This window comes from Microbacterium horticulturae, from assembly GCF_029094505.1.
GTDB classification, from domain to species: Bacteria; Actinomycetota; Actinomycetes; order Actinomycetales; family Microbacteriaceae; genus Microbacterium; species Microbacterium horticulturae.
Map to the genome: position 1 here is coordinate 145,924 of NZ_CP119108.1, position 14,192 is coordinate 160,115.

The following is a 14,192-nucleotide window of genomic DNA, read 5'->3' on the forward strand; positions in this document are numbered from 1 at the left end:
GTATGAGACAAACGTCTCACTCTTCTCAACTTGTTTCACGGAGGAATCATGACCGCTCACGACACCACGCGCGTCCTCGTCTCGGGCGGCGGCATCGCCGGCCTGGCCCTGGCGCTTCAGCTCGTCCGCCATGACATCGCCGTCACTGTCGTTGAGCGCGCCTCCGCGCCCCGCCCCGGCGGTCAAGCCGTCGACCTGCGCGGCGCAAGCCGCGAGGTCGCCGAGCGCATGGGCCTGATGCGCGCCATCGAGCCTTTTCGTCTGCACGAGGAGGGCCTCGCCTACGTCGATGGCGGCGGGCGCGTGTTCGGGCGCATGTCGATGGAGGCCTTCGACGGCGCCGGCGCGGTCGCCGAGATCGAGATCGCGCGGGGCGACCTCGCCGAGGTGCTGCTGGCCGAGTTGCAGACAGCGGCGCAGGCGCACCCCGGTCTTCTCGATCTGCGTTTCGGCGATCGCATCATGGCGCTCACGCAGGACGGCGACGGCGTCGATGTCACCTTCGAGCACGCCCGCGCGGAGCGGTTCGCCGTCGTGGTGGGCGCCGATGGCGTGCACTCGGCGACGCGGCGCCTGGCCTTCGGCCCCGAAGAGGCCTACGCGACCGGCCTGGGCGGGTACGCCGCGTTCTTCACGATGCCCACCCCCGCCGATGTCGACCCGGGGTGGTTCGCGATGCGCTTCGTGCCGGGCATCACCTTCGGCATCCGCCCCGATCTCGATCCGGCCACATCGAAGGCGATCCTCACGCTGCGCGTCGACCGCGACCCCGCGCTGCGCGGCGACCGCGCGCGGCAGCAGGACCTCATCCGCGGACTGCTGCAGGACGCAGGATGGCGCGCCCCCGAGATCCTCGCGGCGATGGATCAGGCATCCGACTTCTACTTCGACGAGCTGCTGCGCATCGACATGCCGAGCGTCGTCGAGGGACGCGTCGTGCTGCTCGGCGACGCCGCGTCGTGCGGGTCGCCGATGACCGGCATGGGCACGGCCACGGCGCTGGTCGGTGCGTACCTGCTGGCGGAGCGGCTGGCCGAGGCTGAGCGCACCGCTGAAGGGGGAGCGGATGCCGCGGCCGCCCTGCTCCGCTACGACGCCGACATCGCGCCCTTCGCCGAGGCGGGCAAGAAGATCCCCGGCGGCGGCATCGCGCGCATGGTGCCGGCATCCCGCTTCGAGGCGGCGATGTCACGCGCGATGACCCGCGCGATGCTGTCGCGCCCGCTGCGCCCGCTCGTGCGGCGGATGTTCGCCGCGGGGCAGGACGCGCCGACGCTGTCGGCCGAGGGCGAGCCGGTGCTCGCGTGATCGCGGTGACGTCAGGCGAGCACGATCGCCGCGCACAGCAGCAGGAGCGCTGCGCCCTGCAGCACCGAGCGCAGCACGATGACCGAGTCCCAGCGAGCCTGCAGCGTGCGGGTGTCGGCGGGCACTTCGCCGGCAAACGCCGCGGCGGTCAGCGTCTTGTTGATGGGAGCCGAGACGCGGCCGAAGATGCCCAGCCACACGAACAGCAGCACGAGGGCCGTCAGTGCCAGGATGCCGCTGGCCCAGGCGCCCGCGATGAAGGCGATGCCGGCGGTCAGACCGGTGAAGACCGCACCGCCGATGCCGGCGATGGGCAGCCGCTTGTCGCCGTAATGGTGGCTGCGGCCGACCAGCTGCACCATCGCCTCATCGCCGACCTCGGCGTAGGAGGGGCGCAGAACGACCGCGGTGAGCACGTCGGTGCCGAAGATCACGGCGGTGCCGAGGATCGCGAGGGTGGCGGTGATGCCGATGACAATGTCCATGTCGTTCTCCCGTTCATGGTGTTAGCGGCGCTAACTGTTAGTGGTGCTAACGTAGCGGCATGCCGCGATCAGCGCAAGCAGAAGAGCAGTTCCGCTCGCGGGAGCGCAAGATCGTGGATGTCGCGCGGCAGATCGCCGAGGACGAAGGATGGCCCGCCGTCACCGTGCGGCGTCTCGCCGATGCGATCGGCTTCAGCCAGCCGATTCTGTACCGGCACTTCCCCCGCGGGCGCGACGAGATCGTGGAGCGCGTTGTGATCGCCGGCTACGCGGGCCTGGCCGATGTGCTCGCCGAGCCTTCGGGCGAGGGCAGCTCGCCGGTGCGCGCCCTCATCGAGCGATACCTCGCGTTCGCCCGCGAGCATCCGGCGCTCTACGAGGCCATGGCTTCGAGCGACACCGAGATCGTCTTTGCGTCCGACAAGACGCCCGAAGAGCTGCGCCGTGCGTTCGACACCGTCGTCGCCGTGGTGGCGGCGGCGCGTGCCGATGACGCCGAGGTGCGCGCCGAGTTGCTGTGGAGCATGCTGCACGGCGTGAGTCGCTTCGCCGCGCATGGACGACTCGACGCCGCGCTCGACGCGCGTCGCATCGACGAGATGGTTGCCCTGTTCGAGCGCGGCTGAGGGCGGTTTCGGTCACGCTGCGGATCGCGCGAGCGAAGCTCGAGGCACTCTCGCGGGGCTGAGGGTCACCGCCCCCACGGCCACAGCAGCGCGAACAGCGCCGCCGACACCGCCAGCACGAGCGCCACGAACACCGTGTCGCGCGTGCGGAACGGCACGTCGTGGCGCTCGGTGCGGTCGGGGTACGCGCCGAAGGCGCGGGCATCCATCGCCAGGGCAACGCGCTCGGCATGCCGGATGGCGCCGGCCAGCAGCGGCACGATGTACCCGAAACCGCGGCCGAGCGCCGCCAGCGGGCCGCGCGCCTGACCGCGCACGCGATGCGCCTGCCGGATGATCTCGAGCTCGTGGCGGAACCGCGGCACGAACCGGAACGCCGCGATCGCCGTGTACCCGACCCGGTAGGGCACCCGCAGCTGCTGCACGAGCGAGCGGGCGAGATCCTGGCCGGTCGTGGTCAGCCCCGCGACGAGCGCGAGCGCGACGATGGCCGCCAGCCGCAGGCCGGTGGCCAGGCCGACCTGTACGGCTGCGCCGTACAGCGTCCACCCGCCGAGGCGCAGGACGACGACGTCGTGTGCAACGCCTGCCGGGTCGGTCCACAGCGCGAAGCCGACGGTCATGATCGCGACGAGCGCGGGGACGACGGCGAACAGCATGACCACCGTGCGCGCGGTGACCCGGGCGCCGACGAGCACGAGCGCGTACGCGAGCACGATGAAGGCCAGGGGAGTGGCGAGGTCGCGCACGAAGATCAGCATCAGCATCGCCGGCACGGGCGCCAGCAGCTTCGCCAGAGGGTTGAGCCCGTGCAGGAAGCGCGCGGAGCCGGCGGCCGGGATCGCGGTCACGATCGCGCTTCGGGCAGGTCGCGGCGCAGGAGGTCGCCCCCGGGCAGGTCGGCCAGGCGCACGACCCCGTCGAGTTCGGGATGCCGCGCCAGCCCACGCAGCGCGGCGCGCAGCGGCGGGGGTCGCAGCCCCGCGCGCTCGATGAGCGCGTCATCGGAGAACACCGCGTGCGTCCGCCCGTCGGCGAGCACGCGCCCGTCGTCGAGCACGATGGTGCGGGTCGCATGCTCGGCGACCAGCTGCATGTCGTGCGTCACGACGATGACCGTGGTGCCGTCGCGGTTGAGGTCGGTGAGCAGGTCGAGCAGTTCGTCGGCGCGGGCGCGGTCCTGCCCGAACGTCGGCTCGTCGAGGGCGAGCACCGGTGCGCCGGCCACCAGCGCGGTGCCCACCGAGAGACGGCGCTTCTGGCCGCCCGACAGCAGGAACGGGTGCACATCGGCGCGATCTTCGAGTCCGAAGCGCCGCAGAATGTCGTCGACACGCGCGTCAGCCGCGTCGTCAGTGGGATGACGCAGCCCGTAGGCGAGTTCGTCGCGCACCGTGTGCGTGACGAACTGGTGCTCGGGGTTCTGGAAGACGAAGCCGATGCGGCTCGTCAGCTCGCGTGCGCGGGCGACATCGACGCCGCCGACCAGTACGGAGCCGCGCAGCGGCCGCACGACCCCCGCGATCGCCTGCAGCAGGCTCGTCTTGCCGGCACCGTTCGCTCCCACCACGGCGACGAACTCGCCGGCGCCGATGTCGAGGCTGACGTCGTGCAGCACCTCGGTCGTGCCACGGCGCAGAGTGAGATGGCGGACGCTCACTGCTTCGGGCGTTTCGACTCGCGGCTGCACCGCTCGCGGGGCGACCGAGGGTGTGCTGTTACCGGGCGTTGAGCGAGGGAGTGGAGCGACCGAGTCGAAACGCGGTCCGGGTGTCGTTTCGACTCGCTTCGCTCGCTCAACGACCGGGTGGACGGGCGGCGCACTCTCCAGCGCGACGCGCAGCTCGGCTGGGGTCAGCGGCAACGGCTCGAGCACATACCCGGCGCGACGCATCCGCAGGGCTGCGAGCGTCGCCGTCGGCAGCCAGACGCCCAGCTCGTGCAGCTCGGCGGCGCGGCTGCGCAGGATGTCGGCGGCCGGGCCGTCGGCGATGGTGCGGCCCGAGGCATCCATCACCACCACCCGGTCGACGAAGCCGATCGCCTGATCGAGGTTGTGCTCGACGAGCACGACGGCGCGGTCGCCTGCCGCGACGATCTCGCCGACCGTCGCGGAGACCTCGTCGACGCCGCGCGGGTCGAGGTTGGCCGTGGGCTCGTCGAGCACGAGCAGCGGTGAACCGAGGGCCAGCGCCGCGGCGATGGCGAGACGCTGACGGCCGCCGCCCGAGAGCGCGTCGGGACTGTCGTCGCGGCGCTCCCACAGCCCGACGCGGCGCAGGGCGTCTTCGCTGCGCGCGAGCACCTGGCTGACCGGGAGCCGCAGGTTCTCAGGGCCGAACGCGACCTCATCGAGCACGGTGCCGGTGACCAGCTGCGCGTCGGGGTCTTGGAAGACCATGCCGACACGGGTCGCGAGGCGGGAGACGGGGGTGGATGCCGCATCCATCCCGTCCACGGTGACGCTGCCGCGTACCTCGGCCTCGATGTCGTGCGGGATGAGCCCGTTGAGCGTCAGCGCGAGGGTGGATTTGCCCGAACCGCTCGGGCCGAGCAGCAGCACGACCTCGCCCGGCTCCACGGTGAACGATGCGCTCGAGGGGGCGAACACGGCCTCGCCGTCGTGCCGCACGGCGAGGTCCTGCACGCGCAGGAGCGACATGTCAGCTCCGGCCCGCGCGGCGGCCGATGCCGGCCTGGCGCAACTTCGTTCCCACGAGAAGGCCGAGCGCCGTCCAGGCGACGGGGCCGAGCACCGCGCAGACGAGGTACGAGATCTGCGCCCAGAGGGGGAAGGTGGCGAGGTCGACGACCATCCAGACGACGAACGCGACCATGATGCCGATGATCACCGCCGAGACGAAGAAGCGCCACGCACGCCACTCGCGGTAGCGGGTGACAGCGGCCACGAGCTCTTGGATGCCGCCGAACAGCAGCGCGGTGCCCAGGAACCGCGCTGCCCACTGGGGAGCTGCCGCGCTGGAGACGAGGGCGGCGAGCACGTGTGTGAGCAGCGCCACCCAGGGCAGGCGCAGCACCTCTTGCGCGATGATGCCGGGGATCACGTGCACGCCCAGCACGAAGCCGTACACCATGGGGAGGGTCACGACGACGACGGGGGTGATCCATCCGGCGATGCCGCCGAGGATGCCGGTGGCGACGCCGATCGCCGCGCACACGAGCAGCGTGCGGGTCGACAGAACAGCGCGGGCGGGCATCAGGCCATTCTATTGGGGCAAGGTGAGGCGAACCTAACCTTGGTCGATCCCGGGTGGCCACGCTATCTGCAGACCCGGCACCTCGTGGTCACGCAGAAAGCTCCGCACGAACGGGCACAGCGGAACGACCGTCTGGCCGCGGGCCGCGGCATCCCGCAGCGCCTCATCGATGAGCCGACTGCCCAGACCCTTCTCCCGAAAGGCCGGGTCGATCACGGTCTCGGGAAACCGCACGACCCCCGCGCCGGTCGGCTCCACGACGGCATATCCGCCGAGCACGCCGTCCACGTCGATCTCGTAGCGGCTGCGGGCCTCGTTGAAGGTGACGGTCGGGGTCGGGTCAGGCATCCGGCCACTCCACGCCCAGCCCCTCGACCTCGTTCTCACGCAGGTACTTGCGGACCACGGGGCACAGCGGCACGACAGTCTCGCCGCGGGCGGCGATGTCGGCCAGCGCGCCCGCGACCAGGGCGCCGGCAAGCCCCTGTCCGCGGAACGATGGGATGATCACGGTGTGCGGCATGCGCAGCCGTCCCTCGCCGTCGGGCTGGATCTCGGTGTAACCGGCCAGCTCGCCGTCCACAGCGATCGTGTACCGGGCGTTCTCGTCGTCGCGCTCGACGGTCGTCTCAGCCATCGGGGCTCCTCTCGTCGCTGGCTCCAACGTACGGAGGGCGGCGTGTGTTCCGCCAGAGGCTGCGGGCAGATGACCCGGCTCAGTGGTGGAAGAGGCGCAGCCCCGTCTGCACGCGCGCGATGCCGAGCTCCATACAGGCGGCCTCGACCTCGTCGGCACGGGTCGATCCGCCCGGCTCGACGATCGTCGTCACGCCGAACTCGGCGGCATGGTCGACGTTGTCGCGGAAGGGGAGGAAGCCGTCTGACACCATCGTGACGCCGGTCAGCTCGCGCGCCCACGCGTCGCGCCACAGCGGCTCGTCGTAAGCGGACAGGGCCTGGTCGCCGAACAGGCGCCCGAACTCCTCAAGCTGCAGCCGGGTCATCTCGTGGCCTGCGAAACGGATCTGCCAGTTCACGCGGTCCTGGCGCTTCATCCCCTCGATGACCGGCAGGTCGCGCACGAGCGGGTGCCGGCGCAGCCACCACACGCGCGCCTTGGAACCGGCCAGCCGCACGCAGTCGACGCGGTTCTGCTGCCCCGCGCCGATGCCGATCGCCGCGCCGTCTTTAACGAACACGACCGAGTTGGACTGGGTGTAGCGCGCGGCGGCCATGCCGATCAGTGCGTCTTCGCGGACGTGGCGCTCGAGGTCGTCGGGGAGGGCTGCGGCCAGGTCTGCGGCATCCCGATCCTGGATCAGCGTGGCGCCCATGATGTCGCGGCGCTCGCGGGTCGGCACCTCGGCGTCGGGATCGACTTCGAAGACGAGGAACTTTCCGCCCCGCTTGGCACTGAGCACCTCGAGCGTGCCCTCGTCGAAGCCGGGGGCGATCAACGCATCGCAGATCATCGTGCGCAAGAACTCGGCCGTGGCCGCATCGACCGGACGCGACAGCGCGATCACGTCGCCGAACGACGACTTGGGATCGGCGTCGCGCGCCCGCACGTAGGCGGAGAGCAGGCCGTCGGCGCCCTCGAGGTTCCAGGTCTCGCGCGCGGTGTCGTCGACGAGGCCGGCAACGGCCGCGCCGGCAGGGGAGACGTGCTTGAAGGATGCCGCGGCCGGCCGGCCCGTAACGTCATCGGCCTCGCGGACCAGCGCGTAGGCGTTCAGGGCGTCGAGGTAGTTGATCATCGACGGGGCCCCGTTGCGGATCGTGGGGCCGCCGGTGACAGAGGCTTCCTGGTGCGGGTTCATTCCGTAGCGCATGCGGGTGCTCCTGGTCGGTCGGCGCTGTCGCGTCGACGGTGGTCTCGATGGGCACCCAGGCGGGCGATGCCGGTCTTACTGCGCTCCCTGCCGGTGAATCCGGCCACGCCAGTCGCGTCTTCCAGGGTACTCGCTCAGGGGATGCCAGACATGTGAGGCAGACTCGAGGGGTGAACCCCTCCCTTCTCGACCGTGTGCGCGGTGCCGATGACGACGCCGTCTACGACGGGTTCGTCGGGTGGGCGGAGGGTCGCGGGCTGACCCTGTACCCGGCGCAGGACGAGGCCGTGATCGAACTGGTCTCGGGTTCGCACGTGATCCTGTCGACGCCCACCGGAACCGGCAAGTCGCTCGTCGCGATCGCGGCGCACGCGGCGGCCGTGGCATCCGGTCGTCGTTCCTTCTATACGGCGCCGATCAAGGCGCTCGTCAGCGAGAAGTTCTTCGCACTCGTCGAGATCTTCGGCGCCGAGAACGTGGGCATGGTCACCGGTGACTCGTCGGTCAACCCCGATGCGCCCATAGTGTGCTGCACGGCCGAGATCCTCGCGAACATGGCGCTGCGGCACGGCGACGAGACGCTCCCCACGCCCACTCCAGACGCCGCTGACGCGGCGCCCGGAGCCTCCGGGCGCGTGGGCCCGGTGGACCAGGTCGTCATGGACGAGTTCCACTTCTACGGCGACCCCGACCGCGGGTGGGCGTGGCAGGTGCCGCTGCTGCTCATGCCGCACGCGCAGTTCCTGCTCATGTCGGCGACCCTCGGCGATGTCACGGCGCTCGCCGAAGACCTCGAACGGCGCACCGAGCGCCCGGTTGCGCAGGTCACCGGCGTCGAACGGCCGGTGCCGCTGCACTTCTCGTACGAGATCCGGCCGGTGCACGAGGTGCTCGAACTGTTGCTGAGCGACCGCGAAGTACCGGTGTACATCGTGCACTTCTCGCAGGCCGCCGCCGTCGAGCGCGCGCAGGCGCTGTCGAGCATGAAGATCGCCTCGCGCGAGCAGCGTGATCAGATCGCCGAGGCACTGGGCGACTTCCGCTTCTCGACCGGGTTCGGCAAGACGCTGTCGCGACTCGTGCGCGGCGGTATCGGCATCCACCATGCGGGCATGCTGCCGCGGTATCGGCGCCTCGTCGAGACACTCGCCCAGCGCGGCCTGCTGCGCGTGATCTGCGGAACCGACACGCTCGGCGTCGGCATCAACGTGCCCATCCGCACGGTCGTGGTCACCGAGCTCGCGAAGTTCGACGGGACCCGGATGCGCCAGCTCACGGCGCGCGAGTTCCACCAGGTCGCCGGCCGGGCGGGACGCGCAGGCTATGACCCCTACGGCAACGTCGTCGTGATGGCGCCGGAGTGGGAGATCGAGAACGCGGCGGCGCTGGCGAAGGCCGCCGACAACCCCGCCAAGCGCAAGAAGATCGTGCGCAAGAAGGCTCCGACGGGCGCCGTCAACTGGGGCAAGGGCCCGTTCGAGAGACTGGTGGATGCCGCGCCCGAGGCGCTTGTGCCCCAGTTGCAGCTGTCGGCGGCCATGCTCATCAACGTCATAGCGCGCGGCGGCGACGTGTTCGCCCACGTCCGGTCGCTCGTCTTCGACAACCACCAGACCCGGGCACAGCAGTTCGCGCTGGCGCGGCGGGCGTTGGCGATCTTCCGCACGCTGCGCGATGCAGGGATCGTGGAGGTGTCGGGTTCCGACATCCACCTCACCGTCGACCTGCAGCCGAACTTCGCACTGAACCAGCCGCTGTCGCCGTTCGCCCTCGCGGCGATCGAAGTGCTCGACCCGTCCGATGAACGGGGAGCCGCCGGCTCGGGCCACTATGCGCTCGACGTCGTGAGCATCATCGAGGCGACGCTCGACGACCCGCGGGCGATCCTCGCGCAGCAGGAGTACAAGGCACGGGGCGAAGCTGTGGCTGCGATGAAGGCCGACGGGCTCGACTACGACCAGCGCATGGACGCGCTCGAAGAGGTCACCTACCCGAAGCCGCTCGACGAGCTGCTGCACCAGTCGTTCGAGGTGTTCGCGTCGAGCCAGCCGTGGGTGCGCGACTTCGCGCTGTCGCCCAAGTCGGTGGTGCGCGACATGTTCGAGCGGGCGATGTCGTTCGCGGAGTTCGTGTCGTTCTACCAGCTCGCGCGCAGCGAGGGCCTCGTGCTGCGGTACCTGTCGGACGCGTACCGGGCCATTCGGCAGACCGTTCCGCGGGAGGCGCGCACCTCTGAGCTGCTCGATGTCATCGAGTGGCTCGGCGAGCTCGTGCGCCAGGTCGACTCGAGCCTTGTCGATGAGTGGGAGGAGCTCGTGCATCCTGCGGCCTCGGGTTCGGACGAGCCTGTCGTGCCGCCGGCGCCGCCCTCGGTCGTCGCGAACCACCGCGCGTTCACGGTGCTCGTGCGTAACGAACTGTTCCGGCGTGTGCAGCTGGCGGCGCTGCAGCGCGATGACGAGCTGATCGAGCTCGACCCCGATGTCTCGTGGCCCGCGGTGCTCGATGAGTACTTCGCCGAGCATGATGCGATTCTCGTCGGGGGACCGGCGCGCTCGCCGCGGCTGTGCGCGATCGACGAGTCCGGAGCCGAGTCGTCCGGCCAGTGGCGCGTCGAGCAGACGATCGACGACCCGGAGGGCGACCACGACTGGCGCATCCGGGCGGTCGTCAACCTGGAAGCGTCGGCGGAGGCCGGCGCCGCTGTCGTGCGCGTCGCCGAGGTCGTGCGGCTGTAGGGTCGAGCCGGTCTCAGCGCGCATCCCATTCTCCGGGGCGCGGCTGGCGGCGGCGCGCTCCGGTGTACCTCGGATCCCACGGGAACCGTCCCCGATTGTCGGTGTAGGTCAATTGCAGCAGGGGAACCGATGCCTCAGCCGGGCGCTGATAATGCCGGTTGGCACCGAAGGCGATGTCGCCGGGATTCGGCACTTCCTCGACGAAGATGCGCCTGTCCCAGCAGGGAAGCACGACGTTCTCGCCCGGGGTGAGGCGAGCCCCGTCGAGCACGAGCCGCGCGGCGGAGTTGAGGACGGATGCGACCTCCGGCATTCCGACGCCGACGATGACGAGCTCGGGATGGGCAATGCCGAACAGCCCGATCGTGTAGGCGAACGGCCTTTTCGACTCGGCCGAGCAGGTGCAGCCGGGAACGGAGCACGTGCCCATGCCGATGAGTTGCAGGCAGACGCCATGGCGGCGGATGACGTCGGCGACGCGCGCGTCGTCTTGATCGAGCCAGGCGCTCTGCTGGGGTGTGGGCGTCGGTGACATGAAGGCGTTCCTCTCGGAGTGGGTGGATGGGGTTGAGGGCACGTGCTGAGCACGATAGCCCGGGTCACGGACAACGCATCGTGGTTATCCACAGGGCGTCGTGCAGAGCGTCGCGCGCCGCAGACGTGCTGAGCTGCGGGTCGGCGCGGGCCGCGGCATCCCGCCCCATCACCCCAGCGACAGCCCGCCGTCGGTCGTCAGCACCTGCCCGACCACCCACGCGGCCGCCGGCGTCGCGAGCCAGCCGATGAGCCGCGCCGGATCGGCCGGCTGGCCGTAGCGGCCGAACGGGGTGGCGCGCATCCACGTCTCGATCTCGTCGAGCGGGCGATCGGTCGTCTCTGGGTCGAGGTATCCGGTGTTCACCGGCCCGGGGTTGATCGTGTTGAGGATGATCCCGAGATCGAGCAGGTCGGCCGCGATCGTCTTCGTGACGCCGGCGAGCGCCGCCTTGCTGGCGGCGTACGCGACCTCGCCGGGCATCGGACCGTCCTGCTGACCGGAGGTCATCCAGAAGACGCGACCGGTCGGTGCGGCGAAGGGCTCGGCTCGCCCGGCGCGCTCGCCGGGGCGGGCCGGTGCGACGTCGCCGGGTCCTGCGGCCGGCGCGGCACTGCCCCTGTCCGCGTGCAGCGCTGCGAACGCCCGCGTGAGCAGCAGCGTCGAGCGGGTGTTCGTCTCCCAGAAGGCGTCGAGGGATGCCGCGGTCTGGTCGAGCAGCGAGCCGTCGCCGCCGCTGCGCGCGTGGTTGCAGACGAGGATGTCGAGTCGCCCGGTCAGCGCGTGCGCCGCGGCAACGAGCGGCTCGATCGTGTCCGCGTCACGCAGGTCGGCAGAGGCATCGCCGAGCCGGGCGCCGGGGTGCAGCATCCCGCGCAGTTCGGCGCGCAGCGCGTCGAGGTCGTCGTCGCCCCACGGCTGATCCGCGTCGTGAGGCGCGAAGTGGTGGATGAACACGCTCGCGCCCAGGCGTGCGAACTCGGCCGCGATCGCGAAGCCGATCCCGCGACGGCGCGAGACGCCGGTGACCAGAGCGGTCTGGCCGAGCAGAGGAAGTGCGGACATGGCAGTGCCTTTCTCGGATGCCGCGGCATCCATCGATCGATCGGGAGAAGACGATCACCGGCATTGCATGCGCACGACGATACCGTGCGTGGGCGGCACGCGGGCGGCACGCGGGCGGGCGCGTTCCGGTGCGGCGGGTCGCGCCGGCGTCCGATCGGCGGCAGGATGGGCGGCGTGGGCGAATCAGGCGCCGCGACGAGTCGGCAGCGGGAGCGGCGCGCGCTTCGGCTGTCGATCATCGTGTCGTGCGTGTTCGCCGTCGTGGCCGTCGTGTGGGGGCTGGCGACCGGGTCGCAGGTGATGCTGCTGGACGCGATCTTCACGCCGGTGAGCCTGCTGTCGACCTGGGCGGCGATGCTCGTGTCGAGGATCGCGGCCGAGGCGCCGACGCGACGCTTTCCGTTCGGCCGCGACGCGCTGATTCCGCTGTTCGTGCTCGCGCAAGCGCTCGTGATGTTCGCGGGACTGCTCTACGCGATGGTCGAGGCGGTGAGAGTCATCATCGAGGGCGGGTCAGACGTCTCTGGTCTGTCGCTCACGCTGTACGGGGTGTTCGGCACGATCGTGTGCACGGGAGCGTGGTGGATGCTGCGCCGCATGGCCCACGGACAGTCGCTGATCATCGCCGAGGCAGCCGGCTGGCTGTCGTCCATCGGCAGCAGCGTCGTGATCGTGATCGGCGGCATCGCCGTGATGGTGCTTGAAGCCGCGGGATGGCGCTCCGTGACGCCGTATGCCGACTCCGTGCTCGTGCTCATCAGCGGACTCGCCCTGGCGGTGGTGCCTCTCTCGCTTGCGCGTCGCGGCGTGCGCGAGCTGCAGACCCCGCGGCCCGATGCGGATGTCGTCGCGCGGGTGAGCGCGGTCGTCGATGCGGTCCGGCGCCGGGAGGGACTGCCCGAACCGCGTCAGCGTCTCGGCCGCATGGGCAACGCGCTCATGGTCGAGCTCGCGTTCGTGCTACCTGAAGGCGTCGGCGACATCGACGGCGAAGACCGCCTGCGCCGGGGAGTCACGGAGGGGCTCGGCGACCTGCCGATGCAGCTGTGGTTGCTCGTCGAGTTCACGCGCGACGCGCGGCTCGTCGACTGACGGTGCGCCACACCGATACGCTCGCGGGATGACCGTGACCGTGCTCGGCATCGACGTCGACGACGAGCTGGTCACGCGCTGGCGCGGCTGGCTCATGCCTGAGCGGCAGCCGTTCGTCGTGCCGATGGCCCTGGCCCGCCAGCGCGGATGGGCGGATGACCGTGCCGCCCTCGCGTTCGAGCTCGTCGACACGTTCGAGCTCTACGCGGTGATGCCCGATCAAGCCATCGTTCTACTCGACCGTGCGACCGTCCAGGAGTTGCCCGCCGAGGTTCGTCGCGCGCAGCCGGCCCCGCACCGCTGGCCGACGAGCGATACCGCGGCCGATACCACCCGCACGCTCCGATACATGGAGCGCGGTCGTGTACTCAGCCGGCACCGCGAGGTCACCGAGGTTCAGTGGCGGGATGCCGCGGCGCTGGCGGGCGCGCGGAGCCTGGCCGGCACCTTCGTCGGCGGTAGCGGGCCGAACTGCTTCGGCGCCGTCATGGCGGCCGCGGGCATCCCCGGAGCGGCGGAGGAATGGATGCAACTGCCGCCGTTCGAGGACTGGCTCGCGGCATCCACTCGCCCCGGCGGTCGCGACGAAGACGCCGGCACCGTGCTGCTGTGGCGCGATACCGACGGCGCGCCCGCACACTCTGCAGTGACCCTCGGCAACGGATGGGTGCTGAACAAGGCGTCGCAGGGGTGGATGTCGCCCGTGCAGGTGCTCGCGGTGCGCAACGTGATCAGCCGGTCGCGGTTTCGCGGGCTTCGGCTCGAGCGCCGCCTACTCGTCTGAGCGCGGCGGGTTGTACATGAACTCGAGGCGAATGCCGTTGTCGTCCTCGACGAACGACGCGTAATAGCGGTCGGTGAAGCGCGGGTACTCCTTGGGCTCGCGCACGACCGTCCAGCCGGCGTCGGTCGCGATCTCGTGCAGCCGGTCGACCTCGGCGCGCGAGTCGGCGGTGAAGGCAAGGTGCTGCCAGCCGACCCGGCCGTGCACATGCGGGCCGGTGCCAGTCTCACGGGCGCAATAGAGGAGCAGCTCGGTCTCGCCGTCGCGCGTCCACGACGTGCCGCGGTCGTAGTCGCTGCGGCCGTAACCGAGTGCCTTCATGATCGGATCGAACTGTTCGCGGCCGCGGTCGAGGTCGTCGACGGTGATTCCCAGGTGATCGAAGATGGGCATGCGCCGAGTGTAGAGGTGGGGTCCGACGTCGGTGTCGGCGGGCGCGGCTAACGTTGAAGGGGTGAGCACTCCCGCCGGCGAACCGTACGCAGACATCGTGTGGAGCGATGCCGACG

The 14,192-nt window shown here is 70.7% G+C and carries 15 protein-coding genes and 1 riboswitch; of the genes, 5 read left to right on the forward strand and 10 right to left on the reverse strand.

The features are described from left to right. Positions 1-48: 48 nt before the first annotated feature. On the forward strand, positions 49-1,308 hold the full coding sequence (locus PU630_RS00705) for an FAD-dependent monooxygenase (protein WP_275278438.1): 1,260 nt from the start codon (positions 49-51) through the stop codon (positions 1,306-1,308). A gap of 11 nt (positions 1,309-1,319) precedes the next feature. Here PU630_RS00705 and PU630_RS00710 read toward each other — a convergent pair whose 3' ends face one another. After that, complete coding sequence (locus PU630_RS00710; RefSeq protein WP_275278439.1) at positions 1,320-1,793, reverse strand: DUF1772 domain-containing protein; 474 nt, start codon at positions 1,791-1,793, stop codon at positions 1,320-1,322. Between the two features lie 59 nt (positions 1,794-1,852). Here PU630_RS00710 and PU630_RS00715 point away from each other — a divergent pair, with 59 nt between their 5' ends. Next, complete coding sequence (locus PU630_RS00715) at positions 1,853-2,419, forward strand: TetR/AcrR family transcriptional regulator (RefSeq protein WP_275278440.1); 567 nt, start codon at positions 1,853-1,855, stop codon at positions 2,417-2,419. A 65-nt stretch (positions 2,420-2,484) separates the two neighbouring features. On the opposite strand, the gene PU630_RS00720 is transcribed toward PU630_RS00715, so the two are convergent. The 6 genes from PU630_RS00720 to PU630_RS00745 all read right to left on the reverse strand — a co-directional run bounded on the left by PU630_RS00720 (position 2,485) and on the right by PU630_RS00745 (position 7,469). Next, positions 2,485-3,270 (reverse strand): energy-coupling factor transporter transmembrane component T family protein, encoded by a 786-nt coding sequence (locus tag PU630_RS00720; protein WP_275278441.1) that lies wholly within the window; start codon positions 3,268-3,270, stop codon positions 2,485-2,487. After that, complete coding sequence (locus tag PU630_RS00725; protein ID WP_275278442.1) at positions 3,267-5,081, reverse strand: ABC transporter ATP-binding protein; 1,815 nt, start codon at positions 5,079-5,081, stop codon at positions 3,267-3,269. Before PU630_RS00725 ends, PU630_RS00720 begins: the two co-directional genes overlap by 4 nt. A 1-nt stretch (position 5,082) precedes the next feature. Continuing rightward, positions 5,083-5,637: an ECF transporter S component gene (locus PU630_RS00730; RefSeq protein ID WP_275278443.1), complete on the reverse strand. Its 555-nt coding sequence runs from the start codon at positions 5,635-5,637 to the stop codon at positions 5,083-5,085. A gap of 33 nt (positions 5,638-5,670) precedes the next feature. After that, the gene (locus tag PU630_RS00735) at positions 5,671-5,985 is read right to left on the reverse strand and encodes a GNAT family N-acetyltransferase (RefSeq protein WP_275278444.1); all 315 of its coding nucleotides are present in this window, start codon (positions 5,983-5,985) and stop codon (positions 5,671-5,673) included. Then, positions 5,978-6,274 (reverse strand): GNAT family N-acetyltransferase, encoded by a 297-nt coding sequence (locus PU630_RS00740; RefSeq protein WP_275278445.1) that lies wholly within the window; start codon positions 6,272-6,274, stop codon positions 5,978-5,980. Before PU630_RS00740 ends, PU630_RS00735 begins: the two co-directional genes overlap by 8 nt. A gap of 79 nt (positions 6,275-6,353) precedes the next feature. Continuing rightward, complete coding sequence (locus PU630_RS00745) at positions 6,354-7,469, reverse strand: hypothetical protein (RefSeq protein ID WP_275278446.1); 1,116 nt, start codon at positions 7,467-7,469, stop codon at positions 6,354-6,356. Between the two features lie 46 nt (positions 7,470-7,515). Continuing rightward, positions 7,516-7,595: riboswitch (ZMP/ZTP riboswitch) on the reverse strand. Positions 7,596-7,639: 44 nt separating this feature from the next. On the opposite strand from PU630_RS00745, the gene PU630_RS00750 reads away from it, so the two are divergent. Further along, entirely contained in the window at positions 7,640-10,207 is a 2,568-nt protein-coding gene (locus PU630_RS00750; RefSeq protein WP_275278447.1) for a DEAD/DEAH box helicase, read from the forward strand. Between the two features lie 13 nt (positions 10,208-10,220). On the opposite strand, the gene PU630_RS00755 is transcribed toward PU630_RS00750, so the two are convergent. Both PU630_RS00755 and PU630_RS00760 read right to left on the reverse strand, forming a co-directional pair. Continuing rightward, a complete protein-coding gene (locus PU630_RS00755) occupies positions 10,221-10,742 on the reverse strand; it encodes a DUF4262 domain-containing protein (RefSeq protein ID WP_275278448.1) in 522 nt (173 codons plus the stop codon). A gap of 168 nt (positions 10,743-10,910) precedes the next feature. Continuing rightward, on the reverse strand, positions 10,911-11,807 hold the full coding sequence (locus tag PU630_RS00760) for an SDR family oxidoreductase (RefSeq protein ID WP_275278449.1): 897 nt from the start codon (positions 11,805-11,807) through the stop codon (positions 10,911-10,913). Between the two features lie 174 nt (positions 11,808-11,981). Here PU630_RS00760 and PU630_RS00765 point away from each other — a divergent pair, with 174 nt between their 5' ends. Next, positions 11,982-12,899, forward strand: coding sequence for a cation efflux transmembrane domain-containing protein (locus PU630_RS00765; RefSeq protein WP_275278450.1), 918 nt, complete (start codon positions 11,982-11,984; stop codon positions 12,897-12,899). Positions 12,900-12,927: 28 nt separating this feature from the next. Next, positions 12,928-13,683: a hypothetical protein gene (locus PU630_RS00770; protein WP_275278451.1), complete on the forward strand. Its 756-nt coding sequence runs from the start codon at positions 12,928-12,930 to the stop codon at positions 13,681-13,683. Here PU630_RS00770 and PU630_RS00775 read toward each other — a convergent pair. Next, positions 13,672-14,076: a VOC family protein gene (locus PU630_RS00775; protein ID WP_343075851.1), complete on the reverse strand. Its 405-nt coding sequence runs from the start codon at positions 14,074-14,076 to the stop codon at positions 13,672-13,674. The genes PU630_RS00770 and PU630_RS00775 overlap by 12 nt on opposite strands. Between the last annotated feature and the right edge of the window lie 116 nt (positions 14,077-14,192).

Coding starts and splice junctions, on each gene's coding strand:
- PU630_RS00770 (WP_275278451.1), top strand. CDS start 12,928: ATGACCGTGACCGTGCTCGGCATCGACGTCGACGACGAGCTGGTCACG.
- PU630_RS00755 (WP_275278448.1), bottom strand. CDS start 10,742: ATGTCACCGACGCCCACACCCCAGCAGAGCGCCTGGCTCGATCAAGAC.
- PU630_RS00745 (WP_275278446.1), bottom strand. CDS start 7,469: ATGCGCTACGGAATGAACCCGCACCAGGAAGCCTCTGTCACCGGCGGC.
- PU630_RS00730 (WP_275278443.1), bottom strand. CDS start 5,637: ATGCCCGCCCGCGCTGTTCTGTCGACCCGCACGCTGCTCGTGTGCGCG.
- PU630_RS00715 (WP_275278440.1), top strand. CDS start 1,853: ATGCCGCGATCAGCGCAAGCAGAAGAGCAGTTCCGCTCGCGGGAGCGC.
- PU630_RS00735 (WP_275278444.1), bottom strand. CDS start 5,985: ATGCCTGACCCGACCCCGACCGTCACCTTCAACGAGGCCCGCAGCCGC.
- PU630_RS00705 (WP_275278438.1), top strand. CDS start 49: ATGACCGCTCACGACACCACGCGCGTCCTCGTCTCGGGCGGCGGCATC.
- PU630_RS00760 (WP_275278449.1), bottom strand. CDS start 11,807: ATGTCCGCACTTCCTCTGCTCGGCCAGACCGCTCTGGTCACCGGCGTC.
- PU630_RS00725 (WP_275278442.1), bottom strand. CDS start 5,081: ATGTCGCTCCTGCGCGTGCAGGACCTCGCCGTGCGGCACGACGGCGAG.
- PU630_RS00740 (WP_275278445.1), bottom strand. CDS start 6,274: ATGGCTGAGACGACCGTCGAGCGCGACGACGAGAACGCCCGGTACACG.
- PU630_RS00775 (WP_343075851.1), bottom strand. CDS start 14,076: ATGCCCATCTTCGATCACCTGGGAATCACCGTCGACGACCTCGACCGC.
- PU630_RS00710 (WP_275278439.1), bottom strand. CDS start 1,793: ATGGACATTGTCATCGGCATCACCGCCACCCTCGCGATCCTCGGCACC.